The 17,610-nt window shown below is 61.0% G+C and carries 11 protein-coding genes; 4 read left to right on the top strand and 7 right to left on the bottom strand.

Annotated elements, in window-relative coordinates; all coding sequences use genetic code 11:
- Nucleotides 1-95: 95 nt before the first annotated feature.
- The 7 genes from P0D71_RS20110 to speC all read right to left on the bottom strand — a co-directional run bounded on the left by P0D71_RS20110 (nucleotide 96) and on the right by speC (nucleotide 12,618).
- A complete protein-coding gene (locus tag P0D71_RS20110) occupies nucleotides 96-1,013 on the bottom strand; it encodes a LysR substrate-binding domain-containing protein (RefSeq protein ID WP_408481711.1) in 918 nt (305 codons plus the stop codon).
- 114 nt (nucleotides 1,014-1,127) lie between these two features.
- Nucleotides 1,128-2,390, bottom strand: coding sequence for an MFS transporter (locus tag P0D71_RS20105; RefSeq protein WP_408481709.1), 1,263 nt, complete (start codon nucleotides 2,388-2,390; stop codon nucleotides 1,128-1,130).
- Between the two features lie 170 nt (nucleotides 2,391-2,560).
- On the bottom strand, nucleotides 2,561-3,694 hold the full coding sequence (locus tag P0D71_RS20100) for an acyltransferase family protein (protein WP_408481707.1): 1,134 nt from the start codon (nucleotides 3,692-3,694) through the stop codon (nucleotides 2,561-2,563).
- A gap of 82 nt (nucleotides 3,695-3,776) precedes the next feature.
- Nucleotides 3,777-6,575, bottom strand: a complete 2,799-nt coding sequence (locus P0D71_RS20095; protein ID WP_408296709.1) for a bifunctional diguanylate cyclase/phosphodiesterase — start codon at nucleotides 6,573-6,575, stop codon at nucleotides 3,777-3,779.
- On the bottom strand, nucleotides 6,572-7,366 hold the full coding sequence (locus tag P0D71_RS20090) for a substrate-binding periplasmic protein (protein WP_408481705.1): 795 nt from the start codon (nucleotides 7,364-7,366) through the stop codon (nucleotides 6,572-6,574). The genes P0D71_RS20095 and P0D71_RS20090 overlap by 4 nt, the downstream gene beginning before the upstream one ends.
- A 592-nt stretch (nucleotides 7,367-7,958) precedes the next feature.
- Complete coding sequence (potE, locus tag P0D71_RS20085) at nucleotides 7,959-10,223, bottom strand: putrescine-ornithine antiporter (RefSeq protein ID WP_408481703.1); 2,265 nt, start codon at nucleotides 10,221-10,223, stop codon at nucleotides 7,959-7,961.
- A 31-nt stretch (nucleotides 10,224-10,254) separates the two neighbouring features.
- Nucleotides 10,255-12,618 carry an ornithine decarboxylase gene (gene speC / locus P0D71_RS20080; protein ID WP_408481702.1) on the bottom strand — a complete coding sequence of 788 codons (2,364 nt, stop codon included), beginning with the start codon at nucleotides 12,616-12,618 and terminating at the stop codon, nucleotides 10,255-10,257.
- A 500-nt stretch (nucleotides 12,619-13,118) separates the two neighbouring features.
- On the opposite strand from speC, the gene P0D71_RS20075 reads away from it, so the two are divergent.
- The 4 genes from P0D71_RS20075 to P0D71_RS20060 all read left to right on the top strand — a co-directional run bounded on the left by P0D71_RS20075 (nucleotide 13,119) and on the right by P0D71_RS20060 (nucleotide 17,548).
- On the top strand, nucleotides 13,119-14,609 hold the full coding sequence (locus tag P0D71_RS20075; protein WP_408481820.1) for a DUF3300 domain-containing protein: 1,491 nt from the start codon (nucleotides 13,119-13,121) through the stop codon (nucleotides 14,607-14,609).
- A gap of 12 nt (nucleotides 14,610-14,621) precedes the next feature.
- Nucleotides 14,622-15,539: a DUF2950 domain-containing protein gene (locus P0D71_RS20070; RefSeq protein WP_408481700.1), complete on the top strand. Its 918-nt coding sequence runs from the start codon at nucleotides 14,622-14,624 to the stop codon at nucleotides 15,537-15,539.
- Nucleotides 15,536-15,880, top strand: a complete 345-nt coding sequence (locus tag P0D71_RS20065; RefSeq protein WP_408481698.1) for a hypothetical protein — start codon at nucleotides 15,536-15,538, stop codon at nucleotides 15,878-15,880. Before P0D71_RS20070 ends, P0D71_RS20065 begins: the two co-directional genes overlap by 4 nt.
- Before the next feature lie 174 nt (nucleotides 15,881-16,054).
- Nucleotides 16,055-17,548 carry a DUF2254 domain-containing protein gene (locus P0D71_RS20060; RefSeq protein WP_408481696.1) on the top strand — a complete coding sequence of 498 codons (1,494 nt, stop codon included), beginning with the start codon at nucleotides 16,055-16,057 and terminating at the stop codon, nucleotides 17,546-17,548.
- Nucleotides 17,549-17,610: the final 62 nt, after the last annotated feature.

Below are 17,610 nucleotides of genomic sequence, written 5' to 3'. Positions count from 1 at the left end.
TTTCGCTTGCATAACCCCGATGCTAGAGAGACCTGATTTGTTTTCGAAACGAAAGATTCGCATGCATGCATGCGTGTAGCGCATGCATGCCTGTTTCAGCCCGGCGCCCTGCCCGTCTGTGCTTCGGCCTGTTCGAACACCCAGCGCGTGAAGAGGCGCGCCGCCTGGTTCTGCGAGCGGTCGTTCGGCGACACGACGTAATAGCCGCCACCGTGACTCGCCGACGCCTGCGTGGCGCGCACCAGCAGTCCTTCGCTCAGGCATGCGTCGATCATGTGCCGCCAGCCGAGTACCACGCCCTCGCCGAGAATCGCCATCTGCACGAGCTGCGGATAATGATTGACGACCACCGCCTGCGGCGCAGCCGGCATCTGCAGATCATTGAGACGGAACCATTCGGACCACGACATCCATTGCCGCTGGCCGTCTTCCTGCATCAACAAGGTTTCGTGCACGAGATCGGCGGGTTGCAGCACGCGGCCGGCGAGATATCCCGGCGAACATACCGGGTACACGTCTTCGTCGAACAGGCGGCGCGCGGCGAAATGCGGCTCGGCGCGCTGGCGGATGTAGTACAGGCCCACATCGAATTCCGCGGGCGATAGCGACGCGAGCCCGTCGCGCACGATCATTCTGATCTTGACGTTCGGGTGTGCCGCGCGAAACGCGCCGAGCCGCGGCGTGAGCCACAGCACCGCGACGCCGGACGAACACGCAATCGTCAATTCCAGATCGCCGTAGCGCTTCATCACATCCAGCGTGGCCTCGGAGCAATTGGCAAGTAGCCACTGCACGTGCTTCGCGTATCCTTCACCGGCGATCGTCAGACGTAGCGCGCGGTGCTCACGCACAAAGAGCGAGCGGCCAAGGAAGTCTTCAAGTTGCGCGATCTGGCGGCTGATCGCGCTCTGCGTCAGATGCAGTTCCGCGGCCGCTTTAGTGAAACTGGCATGCCGTACGGCCGATTCGAATGCGACCAGGCATTGGAGCGGAGGCAATGGGGCAATGCGCATGATGAGAGGAGCCGAGTGACGATGTCATCATCATAGCGGGTGAAGCCCCGTGCCGAATCATGCGCACGCAGGCGTCGCGCGAGCCGCGGCATATCCTTGCGCCGGCTGCGGCGATCAGTGGCTCGGCGCCAGTTCCTGTTCACGCTCCAGCGAGCGCGTGCGCCTGAGTTCCGGGAAAAAGCGCATCCACAGCAAAGCAACCGCGATAGTCGCCACACCGCCAACCAGGACAGCCGGCTGCGCGCCCCACCACCCCGCCGTCACACCGGACTCGAATTCGCCCAATTGATTCGACGTCCCGATGAAAAGCGAATTGACCGCGCTGACGCGCCCCAGCATTTCGTCCGGCGTGCGCAGTTGCACGAGCGACAGGCGCACTACCACGCTGATGGTGTCCGAGGCGCCCAGCACCATGAGCGCGGCGAGTGAGACGAAGAACTGATGCGACAGACCGAACACAACCGTGGCCGCGCCAAACGCGATCACGCCGCCGAACATCGCCGCGCCGGGGCGGTTGCGCAGCGGGAAATGCGCGAGCCAGATGGTGCCCGCGAGCGCGCCGATGGCCGTACCCGAGCGCAACAGCCCGAGGCCGAGCGGCCCCGTGTGCAGGATATCGCGCGCGAAGACCGGCAGCAGAGCGGTCGCGCCGCCGAACAGCACGGCAAATAGATCGAGCGACAGCGCGCCGAGAATGACCGGCTCCTTGCGAATGAAGGCAATGCCCGAAAAAACCGAGTCGAGCGTGACGGGCGCGCGGTTCGCCGGCCTGGCCCGCAGTGGAATGCCCCACACGGCCGTGGCGGCGGCGGCGAACGACAGCGTGCAGGCGAGATAGGCCGCGCCGGGGCCAATGCCGTAAAGCAGACCGCCCAGCGCCGGACCCGCGATCTGCGCGGTCTGATTCGCGGACGTAGCCCAGGCCGTCGCTTTGGGCAACTGTCCGCGCGGAACGACGCCCGGCAACAGCGAAGCCACCGCGGGCGACTCGAAGGCGCGCGCCGCGCCGACGCATGCGGCCAGCACATAGATGACCGGCGCGCTGATCCAGCCGCCGAACGTGCCGACGACGAACAGCAATGCTGCGACGCTTTCGAGGCTCTGGCAGATGGCCGCGATCCGCCGGCGGTCGTAACGGTCGGCGACATGGCCAACGACGAGCGTCAGCACGAACATCGGCAGAAATTGCGCGAGGCCGACGAGGCCCAGTGCGAAGGCGCTATGGGTGAGCGCGTAGATGTGCCAGCCCATCGCCACGGCGAGCATCTGGAAGGACAGCGACGAGAGGATGCGGGTGCACCAGAAACGTTGAAATGCAGGCTGTTTCGGCAAACTAACGGATGAGGAACCGGATGGGTCGGCGGGCTCTGGCGGCATGAGTATCTTGGTCTTGATTGGGCTTGCTTGGGCGGCAGCCAGTTTAGAGCAAGATGATCGGTTTTGCTGTACGGCCCCGCGCGGCAAGTCTTACCGTGGTGACATGACGTGGCCGATCGAGGAGAATCGGCAGCACGGGCAACGCGTTGCGGCGCGACGGCACTCCGTCTTCAGGCAAGCACGGTCGGGCGCGCCCGGGTAAACCGGGATTCCACGAACAGATAAGAGAGACCTCCGAGCGCCGCCGTCATCAGGACGCCGGTCAGTGCCGCGACCAGATAGGCGAGCCTGACATCTGTGAAGTTGTTTTGCGCGGCCAGCACGATGGCCGGATAAAAGGGCAAATGCCAGATGTACAGGCTATAGCTTGCGCGCCCCATTGCCGCAAGGGGCTTGAATTCCAGCGCACGCACGATCATTGAGCGCTGGGAGGAATGGATGACCCGGTACATCATCAACGCGAGCGAGACCGCCAGTAGGGTATAGCCAAAAGTCTGAAGCCACGCCAGCGTCTTGAATGGGACGTCTGCAAGCGCCAGGGCAAACCAGATCGATATGAAGATCACCGCGCCGAGCACCGCCGCCGCTGCTGACTGCCTGCGGCCAATGCGGGCCGGCACGAGTGCCAGCAGGCAACCTGCCGCGATCGAGTCGATCCGGCAAAGCGTGAATGTATAGATGCCGTTGTCGGATATCCCGGCGAAATGGCATATCACTCTGAAAGCTATCGCGATCAGCAACAGCGCCACCGCCGGGCGAAAGTACGAGCGACAACGGGCGACGAGAATGGGGAATACGAGGTAAAAGTGCCACTCCAACGCCAGTGTCCAGAAATGCGCCATGGAGAAATGCTGATCGGCAAGCGCGACCCGGTCACCCAGCAGCGACTGCAGGCTGGCTGTGAATGTCCATAGCAGATACTCGTTTTTCAATACCTTGCTATGCGGATCGAGCAGTAGCGCGACAAGCGTGAATATCAGCAGGCTTGCGACGTAGGCCGGCAGCAACCTGATTGCACGGCGCCGAATGAATGTCGAGTATGACGCGACCGAGTCGACCGGCCTCTTCAATAACGTGGTGGTGATCAGAAAGCCAGAGATCACGAAAAACACGTCGACGCCGATCCAGCCCGTCGACGCAATACGCACGATGGCGGGCCATGCACCGTCGAGCCCCGCGAGGCGGCTGGAAAAATAGCTCGTGTAATGAAACAGCACGACCAGCAGCATTGAAATGGCCCGAAGTCCGTCGAGGCCGGCTACGTAGCGCAAAGAGCTTGCGTCTCGAATGCTGTGTGTTTCCATCCACGCATTCTACAGATTACAGAAACGCGCGGGATTGTAATATTCAGAAACGATCGTACGATTGTGCGTTGCGCAATATCGCTCAGGTCATCGAGCCCGAATCAACGTTTCTCTCATCGCGCCCCCGCGGCCAGACTTCCCTCTGCCCACTGGACCCGAAGTTCTGCACGAACTGCTCGAAACCCTGGATCGGAAGCGGCTCGCAAAAAAAGAAACCTTGATAGGCATGGCATCCTGCTACGGCAAGAAAGTCTCTCTGCGCTTCAGTCTCGACGCCCTCGGCGATCACGCCAAGATCGAAGCTGCGCGCCAGCGCCACAATGGTTCTCGCAATGTCGGCGTCATTAGGGTCTTCCAGAATATCGCGCACGAAAGAGCGGTCAATTTTCAACTGGTCCAATGGCAATCGTTTCAGGTAAGACAACGACGAGTATCCAATCCCGAAGTCATCCAGCGAGAAAGTCACGCCGCGGGCCCGCAGGGCGTCCATTTTTTCGATGATGTCCTCGACGTTTTCAACGAGAACACTTTCGGTCAGTTCCAGCTTCAACCTGTCCGCCCTCGCCCCTTTTCGATTGATGACTGCCAGCACGCTTTCCACGAAGTCCGGTTCGCGAAATTGCCGGGCGCTGACGTTCACTGCGATCGACAGATGCGCCATGGACGGCTGCGTTGCCCACAGCGCGAGTTGCGCACAGGCAGACTCCAGTACGGTTCGCCCAATCTCCAGGATGAGGCCCGTCTCCTCCGCCAGCGGAATGAACTCGCCCGGCGCTATCAGGCCGCACGCAGGATGCTCCCAACGCACGAGCGCCTCGGCACCCGCTATATAGCCGCCGTCCACGACTTGCGCCTGATAGTGGAGAACGAAACGGTTCTCCTCGATCGCGTCGCGCAGCCCTACCTCGAGCTCGGCCCGCTTCAGCACGGTGGTCTGCATTGCGGGATCGAAGAAGCACATGGCGTTGCGGCCACGCTCCTTGGATTTATACATGGCCAGATCGGCCTGTTTGAACAGTTCGTCGGTGGAGGTCTGCTCGCCGTTGAAGACGGTGACGCCGATGCTCGCGGTACTGCGGAACTGAACGCCATTGAGCTGATACGTTCTGCCCAGCACGGCGAGAATCTTTTCGCCTACCGCTTCGGTTTCCGCAGTGGCGGCCGCCTTGTCCAGACTCAGATTGCCGAGCACCACAACGAACTCGTCACCGCCCACCCGCGCGACGGTGTCTCCCTTGTTGACGCTGCTGGACAGCCGATACGCAACATGCCGCAGGAGCAGATCGCCTTTGTCATGTCCGAGCGTATCGTTCAACGTCTTGAAGTGATCGAGATCGATGAACATCAGCGCGCCGCACACGTTGTTCTCGCGGCTCGCCAACATCGACTCTCTCAGGCGGTCCAGGAGCAGCGCGCGATTGGGCAGGCGGGTCAGCGTGTCGTAGAAGGCCAGCTCCCGGATCTTCTCCTCGGACTTCTTGCGCTCGGTGATATCGCGCCCGCTCGTGCGAAAACCGACGAAGTCTCCTCTCGCATTGCTGATCGGAACCCATGACACTGAAAGCCAGAGTAGCGAGCCATCCTTGCGCACGCAACGAAACTCGAGATCGTCGCCGCGAAAGCCCTGAAGCCCTTTCTGAAACTCCGGCGCAACGCGCGCTATGTCGTCCGGATGGATCAGCGTGCGCGCGAAGTTAGGCATGGCCATGCATTCGTCGACTGTGTAGCCTGTGTAATGATCGACGGACGGATTGATCCAGCGCGGTTTCCCGTCCGGTCCCCACCAGATCTCCAGGTTCACCGTGCAGTCGGCAATCGCACGAAACTTTTCTTCGCTTTCGCGCAGCTCCCGCGTCATGGCCGAAGCCAGCCGGATAGCGCGCTCCCGCCCTGTCACCATGAGCCACGTCAGAAGGGCCAGCAACAGGCTCAAGCCAATGCCGGCGCCCGCAATCAGCATCTCGGCGTTGCTCCCTAGCCGGGAGCGAAATTCGTCGGAGGCGTTCATCGACAGTGTCCAGTCGCGCCCGTCCACGACCAGGTATTCGTTGGCCGAAATCAGCGCCGGCGCATGCCGGCTGCTCGCTGCCGAGGTGCGATACAGAAGCGCTGCGTCCGATGGCGCTACGCCGTCGTAGACGGCCAGCGAGACGCCGGCCGGCTGTTCGCCATAGAGGCTCGCCATCACATCGTGCATATGGAACGATGCATAGACCCAACCCGTAATGTGGGCCCGGCGCTGCGCGGCGTTCTCCTGCGTTTCGCCGGCGGCGTAGATCGGCAGGTACATGATGAACCCCGGCCGCCGGTCCGAATCCATGTCGACCGACAGATGCACCGTTCCCGAAAGCGCCGCCATGCCGGAGTCGCGCGCCCGCTCCATGGCGGCGCGCCGCACCGGATCGTTCCACGCGTCGAAGCCGGGCGAACTGCGTGCGAGGCCGACATAGGGCTCGCGCTGAACGACCGGCGCATAGTCCTCGCGCTGCCCCGCGGGCTCGATCGTATAGCCGGCGATGCCTTCCTCGCGCATTCTCGCCACGTGGCTCGCCTTGCGCGCCGCAGGCACCCATTCGACGACGCCGACGGCATGGACGCCGGAAAAATTCGCGTCCAGATTCAGCGCGCCGACATAGCGCCGGAACCTGTCGCGGTCGATCATTCCGTTCGCGGCGAACAGACTCTGCACACCTCGCAACATGAGCTCGTAGGTCGCCATGCGCTGTTCGACGCGGCTAACGGCATCGCCCAGAGTGTAATCAAACTGGGTGCGCAGTTCTTTGCTGGTCGCTTGCCGCTCGTGGTTCCATACCATCCACGTCACGCACAGCGACGCGCTCAACACGAGCAGCGGCAACAGGACGGTGCGCAGCCGGATCACGGCGTCGCCTTGAAGTTCACCATGGCATCGGCCAGTTCCGGCCTGAAGTACTTCTCAAAGATGCGGCGCACCGTCCCGTCCGCGCGCATTTCGTCCACCAACGCCCGCCACTTCCTGCGTTCGGCTTCCGGGAGCGATTTCTTCGACATGATCAGTCCGTGCGGCACGGAGGGATCGTTGAATTCGATGATCGTCGTCACGTCGCGGATCTTCTTCTCTTCCAGCGCGGGATAGTCGAATGGCTCGATAATCATGCCCTGGATATGCCGAAGAATGAGCGCCTGATAGAGCGGTTCGAGTCCCCCTGCCTGGCTTACCCGGTTTTCCGAAGTCAGTTTGTCGACCAGTTCATTGGCGGAATCGCTGTAGCGAAAACTGCGAATTACGCCGAGTTGGGCGTGTTCATCGCGCTGGAACTCCGCGACGTCATGAATACCCGCGTCTTTGCGCACGAGCAGATAATATTTGTTGCTGAAGTACCATGCGAACGAAGCATATTGGTTGCGCTCGTCATTCGCGATGCCGGAGAGACTGAAATCGAGCGCGCCCGACTCGATCAGCTTCCAGATACGCGCGCGCGACATCAGATTGACCTTGATCTGACAGCCGCTACGCCGGATCAACTCATCGGCGAAATCCTTGTCGATACCGCTATCGGTATCGAGCGAATAAAGCAGGCCGTGGTCGTGCAATCCGAGCGTGAATGGCCGGGAACAATCCGGCCCCGCCGCAAAAACGTTGCCCACGCAACATGTCGCCAATAACACACCGCCAAGCCAGTTCCGAATCACAGCGCCTCCGTAGCGGAATGTCGCATCATTTAGTTCTTGTCAATCCCCCGGGCCCGACGGTATGTCCTTGCCGCCGTTTCCTCGGGAAATCTGGTCTAGTCGCGCATTTTAGGATGCTTCTCAGCGGCAATGGGTCGTCGATGCGCAACGAGCGTTCAATTTTTGCTTTCGCAAAACCTCTGTACGCTCTAACGGCAACCATTTGTCGTTCTTGAGGACGAGCCGTCGCTTTTTCACGCTCGTCTCCGGCACCGCATTTAGCGAAGCGTCGACAAAATGTGCCCCTTCGCACGAGGTACAGAGACTTCACGCGAGTGGGTGAACGCATGACCAAACTTCAACGGCAAGGTTGCATGACGCTGCGCCATCTATTGGACCGCATGACGGGCCGCAAACGCAAAACCCCGTAAGCACGTGAACTTACGGGGTTTTTGATTCGGCTTCCTGGCACAGAGAGCGGGTTTCGCCGCCAGACAGGCTATTACCCGATCGACGAAAAACAAAATAGCTATTATCTATCAATGATTTATTGACAGCACGCCCCACGCGGGCGTGGGTGCTGCCGGTCGGCGAGCGCAACCCACATCGTCGCTCACTCCGGCAACGCGCTCAACCGGAAGAAGCGCAGCACGTCTTCGTCAGGTTGGCCGAACCAGGCTGTGTACATTGTCCGAAAATCCGCTGATGCGAATGTCTCGCTGAGTGTGCGATCAACCAGCAGCCGCAAATCGTCGTCTCCCCGCGGCATACCGATGGCGACAGGGAGATAGGTGAACTGGCGAGTGAGGACGCTCAACTCCTTCGCCGACGAACTGCTCTTTGCCCGCGCCAACAGGAGCGCCCGCTCTGCAAAGAACACATTGGCTTTGCGGTCGAGCACCTGTTGCACGCCCGCGTCGACACCCGCGACCGGCGTGACCGTTGCCGTGATATCGAACGACTGGAGCTTTCCTGCCACCCACCGCTCGGTGGGCGAACCTGCCACTACGGCAATGGTTTGTTGTGACAGGACTTGAGCCGGCGAGGCACGCCAGAACGGGCGGTTTGGCGTCTGGTTGCCGCTAAGTATTTCCCTCAGCCCAAGGGACGCGTCCGTTCGAAGAATCGCCCCGACGCCGCCGGGATAGACGGGAATCGAGAACGAAATCTCCTTTCTTGCAGTCAGCGTGTCGGCGTCGCCGCACAGCAAATCGATTCGCCCCTCCTGCACGGCGCGAAAGCGGTCGTTGACCGGCACCGGCACCCACTGCACCGCCAGTGCGGAAAGCCCAAGCGCGCCTTTGACATGGTCGGCGATCTTCTGGCATAGCGCCACGGCGTAGCCGGACGCATGACCCGCTTCGTCCTGATAGGCGAATGGCTGCGCATCACTCACATAGCCAAGATTGATTTTGCCCGACTGTTTGATTCGCGCGAGACTGCCCGCCGACGCATTCGTCACAACCACACCGGCGGCATGCGCCCGATGCGGCGTGAAAGCGGCCGCCATCCCGATCGCGATCACCAGCGCGGCTGTCCCCGCCGCCGCCGCGGCAGCCCGCGCAGCTCCGCGCGTGGCAGAGAAGCGCGGCGCGATAAACCCAAAGATCACGTAACCGATCGCCATCACCAGCATGCCGCCGAGCACGGCGTCCTTGCCCGCCGCATAAAGCGCGTAGACGGAGTAAAGCATGGCCACGACAGTCACAATCGCATTGCGCCGGTATACGGCAGGCTCCGTTCCGGCATTGCGCATCATCACGAACAGCGCCGACAGCGAAACGATATACGGCACCACATTCGTCACCACCGCGAGGTTGACGAGCGCCTCGAATTGTTCACTCAGGTTCGGCGAAATCGTGGACAACGCCATGAGCGACTGGACCGCGCCCATGATGATCATGCCGACGACCGGTGCGCCCATGCGGTTCGCCTTGCCGAACACGGCTGGGAACATGCGGCTGTCGGCCGCGTCTTTTGCCGTCTGCGCGAGCGTGAACTGCCAGCCCAACAGGGAGCCCACACACGCCATTGCCGCGAGCGCCATCACGATGTTACCCACCAGCGGGGTGAACATCCGCGCATACGCGAGACCGAACGGACCGGTCGACTTCGCCAGATCGGCGTTGGGCACGATGCCCTGGATTACGGCTGTGGACAGGATGTATATGACGGCCGCGCCCAGCGTTCCGAACAGGCTGGCCAAGGGCACGTCGCGCTTCGGATTCTCCACGGCAGACGAGTTCTGTACCGCCGACTCCATGCCGAGGAACGCCCATAACGTGAGCGAAATGCTCGAACCCATGCCCTCCACGAGCCGCATTCCCTTCGGGTTCCACGAATCCATGAATGTACCGCCGTGGAACCAGAACCAGCCCCCAATGGAGATGAATCCAACCGGCAGGATGACGCCCCACACGGTTACCGAACCGATCTGCCCGGTCAGTTTCGGGCCACCGAAGTTCGCGACGGTGGTAAGCCAAAGCAGGCCGATCACGCCCATGCACGTGGCGATCGGAGAGGCCGTCAGGCCGGGAAAGAACGCCGCGAGATAGCCCAGCGCCGAACTCGCGACCGCTACGTTCGCGATGGCAACCGACACAAAGTAAAGGAAAAACACCTGGAAGTAGCCCGACTTGCCGTAGGCGTCCTCCGCGTAGGCAGCCATGCCGCCCGCCCGCTGGTTGAGAATGCCCGCCTGCGCGAAGCCATAGGCAATCGCCATCGAACCCACCGCTGTCACCACCCACGACAGCAACGAAATCGCTCCGACTTTGGCCATGTTGGCCGGCAGCATGATGATGCCTGAGCCCATCATGTTAACGGTCACGATGAACGTCAACTGCATGACGTTCATTTTCTTTTTCGCTTCAGCCATGGCACCCACTCCTCAATAGGTTCCGCGCCGACTACTCGCGGACCACATAGGTGTAAAACCGGATCCGTCCGTTTTCTCTTTCCTGGTACACGCCCTGCACCTCGTAGTTAAAGCCCGGGAACCGGTTGAACGATTCCTGAAATGCGAGGAAGTAATCGAGCATGGGCGCAGCACGTTCATCCCAGCGTTCGCCGGGCACCACGACGCCGATTCCGGGCGGGTAGATCAGCGCCAGCGTGGCGGAAATGCGGTTCCTCACACTATCGAGCGGTACGTAATCCACTTCATTGGCGACCAGGGCGTCGTAGGCCTCTTCTGCCGACATGGCAAGCTCCGGGAAACTGGACGCACGAAAGCACAGCTTCTGCAGATTCCTGACGTTCGCTTCGCGGTAGAAGTTGTGCATTTCGTCGCAGACCTGACGCAGCGTATAGCCGGCATAGCGCTCGTGGTGCACGGCATACAGACTCGGCAGAACCTCTGCCAGCGACGCATCGCGGTCCCACAAGCTCTTGAATCTGACCAGTCTCGCAAGCAGCGTATTCAGCTTGCTTTCGTCCTCGGCCGGCGTCATCAGGAAGAGGATGCTGTTGAGATCGCACTTCTCCGGGACCACGCCCTCTTCTCTCAGATAGTTTGCAACTACCGTTGCGGGCACACCAAAGTCGAGATACTCGCCGGTCTTCCTATTGATGCCTGGGGTGAGCAGGGTCAGCTTGTTGGGATCGACCATCGTGTAGCCTTCGGCATACCCTTCGTAGCCGTGCCAGCTCGCGTCGGGGTTGAACGTCCAGCACTGCTGCTCGCGCTTGATGACATCGGTCGGAACATCCTCCCACGCGACGTTCGTCAGATCCGCCGTAAACCGGGAGTCCTTGACGTTCACCACATCGGGCACGAACGGGTCGAAGAACCATTGCTCCAGTGGCGTATCGCCTGTCGACGCATAGTGACGCGAGAACTCCCGGAATTTCTTGCGAGTCTCGATACCGAGTTCGATGCACCCGTCCCACAGCACTTCACCCGCCTTACCTTCGTGAATCTTCGCGTTGACGTCGATCGATGCAAATAGCGGATAAAACGGAGAGGTGGAAGCGTGAATCAGGAACGATTCATTGAAACGCTTATGCTCGATAAAACGCTTCTGACCACGAATGTGCTCGTCACGTTTATGGATCTGGGAGGCTTGCGAAAAACCCGCGCCTTGTTTGTGGACCGATTGCGTGGAGAAAAGCCCCGGCATGTCCGGCGTCAGACCTTTCAGGCGCATCGGGCTATGATCTTCGAAGAGCGGGTGAAACGCGTTATAGCCGATCCACGCCTCGTCCCACAGCACATACTCGCAGAGGTGCCCGATCTTCTCCATGACTTTGCGCACGTTGTAGATCGTGCCGTCATAAGTGGCGAGTTGAATACAGGCAAGGCGGAACGGCCTCTCCAACTTGCTGCGCTCCGGGTCTTTCACGAGGGGATTCGCACGAATCTGCTCGCGCAGCCAGCTTTCCCCCCAGGCGTCCCAGTCCACCGCACCGATCATCCCGAATGAATTGCGAGCCGTGGGCAAGAAGATCGGGATGGCACCTGCCTGAACCAGGGCGCCCTGGTGTAGCGATTTGTGGTTGTTGCGATCGAACAGCACCAGGTCGCCGCGTTTGAGCACGGCACCTGTCACGACCTTGTTCGACGTGCTCGTCCCGTTAAGAACAAAATACGTCTGGTCCGCGCCAAATATTGCAGCGGCGTGGCGTTGCGCTTCAGCCGCCGCACCTTCATGAATCAACAGATCGCCAAGGTCCACGTCGGCGTTGCACAAGTCGTTGCGAAAAATGCTCTCGCCGAAATGCTTGAAGAACAGCTGTCCTGCAGGCGACTTTCGATAGAACTGTCCGCCCTGATGCCCCGGGCAATCGAATGCGATATTGGCTTCAGCGTCGTAGGCCACCAGCCCGCCGAAAAAAGGCGGAAGAAGGCTCATCCCGTACTTGACCAGGCTCGCTATCACCTGTTTCGCGTAAAAGCCCGGCGACTGTTGTCCGAGATAGATATAACCCGTCACTTCGCCAAGCGCACCCGTCACCGCAAGGTTGGATATGCGGTGCGAGTCCGCAAGCGCCCAAAGAGGGGTTAGAAAACCCTGCGCACGAATCAATAGCGCCATCTTGCGGGCGTGCTCGAGGTTCTCGCCGTCCACCAGTGCGATGTACGCCCCGACCCCCGCATCTTCATGAATGTCGCGAATGAAGTTGTTCCTGACTTCAATCCGAAACCCCTCCGCCGCGATCAGATCGAGCAAGGCCTTGGTCTGTTCGTTGGTGTGATCGACGATCGCGACCACTTTTAACAGCCGATTGAATGGGACCGGAATGACGGGCGCCTTAACGGAGCGAGGAATCATCGCCAGTCTCCATAATTATGTGGGCCACGCTGGTGACGCCGCTCGCCGCAGCAGGATCGAAGCACACGTATCGCATGCTCGTATCCGGCTCCGGGAACCTCGAAGCAAACTCACACCGAGGAACATCTGAGCGTGCCCTTATGGAAGCACAGGCAGCAGGAACCCGTAATCGGACCTTGGTCTTACGGGTATGCCGACACTATCGGATAACTATGCATCGAGTGGAATCGCCATTGCATGACGAGGTCAAACATCATTCCTGCTGTTCGAAGCGGTCATGGATTTCATTCCGCACAACCGCAATTTCCCGTGTCCAATTCGAAAAGACATGGCGTCTGGATATTGCGCCGCTCAAGTCGTCAGAAGGCGCGCGCATATAGGACCTTAGGCCGATAGTAATCCGCCGCTTGCGATGGTGTACTGACAAAGCGGGCATCTCTCGGGACTCTCGCCTGAAAACCAGAATCTGTGCCACCCATCATATTGGAAAAGGAGCGGCCATGACCCAGTGGAGTGCGCGACTCTCTTATGGGATGTGCATGGGGTTCCTCGTTGTGCTGACACTTGGTTCCAGCAGTGCGCCTGCCCAGACTCCCAATCCCTCGAGCGATGTCGCCGGACAAGCCCAAGCGCAGCAGCCGACATTCAAGCCGGAGGAGATCGAGGCGCTAGTCGCGCCGATCGCACTCTATCCGGACTCCGTCCTGTCACAGGTATTGATGGCCTCGACCTATCCGCTGGAGATCGTGCATGCCGCGCGCTGGGTCAAGGCCAATCCGAAGCTCAAGGGTGATGAGGCCGTGAAGGCCGTGCAGGATCAGCCGTGGGACGTCAGTGTGAAATCGCTCGTTGCGTTTCCGCAAGTGCTCGAACCGATGAACGACAAGCTCGACTGGACACAGAAGCTCGGCGATGCGTTTCTTGCGCAGGAAAAGGACGTTCTCGATGCCGTGCAGCGGCTACGTGCGCGAGCGCAGAAATCGGGCAACCTCAAGTCCAATGAGCAACAGAAAGTGATGACGGAACCGGCCCCGGCTGGCGGGCAAACCACGCAGACCATCGTGCGTATCGAACCGGCAAATCCTGAGGTGATCTACGTGCCGGCCTACAACCCGACAGTCGTGTACGGCACCTGGGCGGCTCCGGCTTATCCTCCGTATTACTGGCCACCTGCTCCGGCTTACTATCCCGGCGCCGCGCTTGCCACCGGCTTCGCCTGGGGCGTGGGCCTCGCGGCCGCCGGCGCAATCTTCGGCAACTGCAACTGGGGCGGCGGAGACGTCAATATCAATGTCAACAAGGCCGCCAATATCGATCGCAACTTCGACCGCAGCAAGGCTCAGAGCGGCAAGTGGCAGCATGATGCGGGCCATCGCCAGGGCGTCGCCTATCGCGACAACGCGTCCCGTGAGAAGTACTCGAAGAACGTCTCGGGCGCCGACGCACGCGGCGACTTTCGTGGCCGTACCGGTGGCGCGACTGACCGCGCCGCGGGCTCCGACAGAGCTGGCGCCGGCAACCGTGCAGGCGGCGCGAACAACGCCGGCGGCGGTAACCGCGGCGGTGGGACAAATAACGCCGGCGCGGGTAATCGCGGCAGCGGAGCGAACAATGCCGGTGCGGGCAACCGTGGCGGAGGAGCGAATAATGCGGGTGCGGTTAACCGCGGCGGTGGGGCAAATAATGGCGGCGTGGGTGAGCGTGGCGGTGGGGCAAATAATGCCGGCGTCAGCAACCGCGCCGGCGGGGCGAATGTTGGCGGCTCGACCAATCGTGCGGACGTTTCCGACCGGGCCAGTGCGGGAGGCGGTCGGGCCGCCACCGGCGGCGGAGGCGGCGGTCGAGACAACGCCTTCCAGGGTGTAGGCGGTGGCGGCGCCTCGCAGCAAGACTTCAACCGGGGGCGCGCAAGTGCGCAGTCTTCGAGCTTTAGTCGACAGGGCGGCGGAGCGCGGGCTGGTGGTGGCGGTGGCGGACGTGGCAGGCGCTAAGGAGACAAAAGCATGAAGTCACCACTACGATTCCTCGCGGCCCGGCTTGGCGCAATCGGCAGCGCAGTTATCGTTGCGCTGACACTTTGCCTCGCGGCACCTCAGGCGGCATACGCGCAGAAGGACTTCAAATCCGCTGAAGATGCAATGACTGCATTTGGCGATGCGATTGCCAACGACGACGAAGCCGCCTTGAAGTCGTTGCTTGGCAATTACTTTCGGGAGCTCATTCCTCCTGTGGGCGCCGAGTTGCGAACCCGCTTCCTGACAGCCTGGAAAACGTCACATGCGATTCAGGCATCGGGCAGCGAACGTGCAGACATCAAGGTAGGCAATGACGGCTGGACCCTGCCCATTCCTCTCGTGAAATCGCCGCAGGGCTGGCATTTCGACACGCACGCCGGCGTGGAGGAAATGCGCTTGCGCCGCATTGGACGAAACGAGCTTGCCGTCATTCAGACCATGCTGGCGATCTACGATGCGCAACGCGAATACGCCAGCACGGACCATGACGGCAGTGGCGTGCTTGTTTACGCCAGGAAACTATCGAGTTCGCCCGGCAAGCGCGACGGCCTGTACTGGCCTACTGGCCCCGACGAAAAACCGAGCCCTCTTGGCGAAGCCTTTATCACGGCCGGCACGCGCAACCCATCGCAAGCGGGCTACTACGGCTATCACTACAAGCTGCTGACCTCGCAAGGCCCTCACGCCCCGGGCGGAGCGTATGACTATGTCGTGAACGGTAAGCTTTTCGGCGGTTTTGCCGTGATTGCCTGGCCGGTTCGTTACGGAGAAACCGGTATCAAGAGCTTCATGGTCAGTCACGACGGGCAAGTCTACGAACGAGACCTTGGACCTGATAGCGCGGCCAAGGCCGCCGCAACCAAGTCGTTCGATCCCGCTCCCGGATGGACCAAGGAGCAACCTTGATACGCATTCTGCTCGCCGCCGGGTGCTGCGCCCTCATCAGCCTGGCGGCCTGCACGTATTACGCAGTACCGGTCGCCGGAACAGTGGTGACGACGCCTGCGAATTACGATCGATCATTTGCCGCTGCCGCAGGGGCAATGCGCGACGAGGGACTGGCGCTCACCGTCGAGGATCCGGCCAACGGCATCGTCGTCGGGAGACTCGGCGGCGGCACCGTCACGACCCGCGTGCAACGGCAGTCCGACGGTAGTGTGCAGGTGCGCTTCGACTCTAGCGATACGCACGATCAGACGCTATTGCAACGCATCTCGCGCAGCTACGATCGTCGTATGGGCCGCTGAGCCAGATCGATGCAACGAGATGCGCGAGACAGCGCCCTACCCCGCGGCTATCGCAGCGTGGCGCGAGGCAGATCATGCGTTGTGGCGCTTGGACTGCATCAGTTACGGAGAAGCGCGAAGACTTACCTTCGTTAGAAGCATTACCCGCCCGCGTGACGGGCGAGGAAGTCCGACATGGCCTGGAACCGTCGATACAGCCTGATCAGCCACGTCAGGTCGTCGCTATGGATCGTACCCATTCTCGCCGTGATGGCCGCGATCGCTCTTAACAGGGCCATCGACAGAATTGGCTACTGGATGTCTCAACGCAGCGGCTTCGATCTGCAACACGGACTGCTTGCCGTGAGCGTCGAGGAAGCTCACGCAATACTCGATCGCATCTTTACGTTAAACCTCTCCTGCCTGGTGTTTACATTCGGCTCCCTGCTCGTTGCCATCCAGGTTGCGGGTGGCCAATATACTCCGCGCATCATTGCGACTACGCTACTGCGCGATAACGTGATCCGGTGGATCGTTGGGCTCTTCGTCTTTTCCTTGCTCTGGACCCACCGGACCATGGCAGAACTTGGGCAACCCTGGGCGGTCCCTCAGTTGCAAGTATCCATTGCAACGGTCATTGGGCTCGGCTCACTCGTCGCATTCATCGTGCTGATCGACTATTCCGCAAGACTGCTGCGGCCCGTCAGTCTCGTGGGACGCGTCGCCGAGCAGGGGTTTGCGGTCATCGAGGTCATCTACCCTCACCCTGCGTCGGAAGAATCGGCTCGCCGGCGCTTCACTACTGAACTGGCATGGACGTCACGCTCGCGCGCATTCGGGACCAACGGCCGGGCGGAGCCGGGCACGCCGGGGGCGCCCGATCGCATCGTCTATCACCCCGGTGGATCCGGGGTGGTGCTGGCGGTGAACCTGGCCGGACTTTCTCGCGAGGCGCAGCGAGCCGGCTGCATCATCGAATTCGCCGCGCAGGTCGGCGATTTTCTCGCCACGGACGAACCGCTCTTCTATTTGACCGGCAGCAGCGATACGATCAGCGACCGCCAGTTGCAGAACCTGGTCGCGCTCGGCTCCGAACGCACAATGGAGCAGGATCCCATGTTCTCGTTCCGCATTGAAGTCGATATTGCCCTGAAGGCCCTATCGCCTGCCATCAACGATCCGACCACCGCAGTGCTCGCCATCGACCAGTTGCATCGGCTGCTTCGCCTGGTCGGACAGCGGTCCCTGGCCAACAGCACGCTCAGCGACGCCAGCGGACGGCCGCGCGTCATTTTTCGCACGCCGGACTGGGAAGACTTCGTTCACGTCACGTTCCGGGAAATACGGCATTGCGGTGCGGGCAGTCTGCAGATCGAGCGGCGCCTGCGGGCCATGATCGTCAACCTGACGAACACGCTGCCCGAGTTCCGCCACCCGGCGTTGCTCCGGGAGCTTGAATTGCTCGACGCCAGCATCGTGCGCCATCATCACTTCGCGGCCGACATTGAGCTCGCCCGCGTCGCCGACCCGCAGGGGCTCGGCGGAGCCCTGGACGTGAACGCGCAGAACGGCGGCGCGGGCGAAACGAAATCATCCACTGCCACGCGGGGAAAAAGAGCATCCTGGCAGGGACATTGGCGAACGCATCCGAGTACTTTGCGTTCGTCACGAAAGCACAGGAAATCCTGACCGTCATGGCGATGATTGCCGGGTATAGGGGCTCCGATCGAAACGGTTGCCAGTTCGAGCAT

The organism is Paraburkholderia sp. RL17-383-BIF-A, assembly GCF_046028015.1.
In the GTDB taxonomy this organism is placed as follows: Bacteria; Pseudomonadota; Gammaproteobacteria; order Burkholderiales; family Burkholderiaceae; genus Paraburkholderia.
The sequence above is the reverse complement of the archived record's forward strand: the minus strand, read 5'-3'. Positions and strand labels throughout refer to the sequence as shown.

Coding starts and splice junctions, on each gene's coding strand:
- P0D71_RS20110 (WP_408481711.1), bottom strand. CDS start 1,013: ATGCGCATTGCCCCATTGCCTCCGCTCCAATGCCTGGTCGCATTCGAA.
- P0D71_RS20105 (WP_408481709.1), bottom strand. CDS start 2,390: ATGCCGCCAGAGCCCGCCGACCCATCCGGTTCCTCATCCGTTAGTTTG.
- P0D71_RS20100 (WP_408481707.1), bottom strand. CDS start 3,694: ATGGAAACACACAGCATTCGAGACGCAAGCTCTTTGCGCTACGTAGCC.
- potE (WP_408481703.1), bottom strand. CDS start 10,223: ATGGCTGAAGCGAAAAAGAAAATGAACGTCATGCAGTTGACGTTCATC.
- speC (WP_408481702.1), bottom strand. CDS start 12,618: ATGATTCCTCGCTCCGTTAAGGCGCCCGTCATTCCGGTCCCATTCAAT.
- P0D71_RS20075 (WP_408481820.1), top strand. CDS start 13,119: ATGACCCAGTGGAGTGCGCGACTCTCTTATGGGATGTGCATGGGGTTC.
- P0D71_RS20070 (WP_408481700.1), top strand. CDS start 14,622: ATGAAGTCACCACTACGATTCCTCGCGGCCCGGCTTGGCGCAATCGGC.
- P0D71_RS20060 (WP_408481696.1), top strand. CDS start 16,055: ATGGCCTGGAACCGTCGATACAGCCTGATCAGCCACGTCAGGTCGTCG.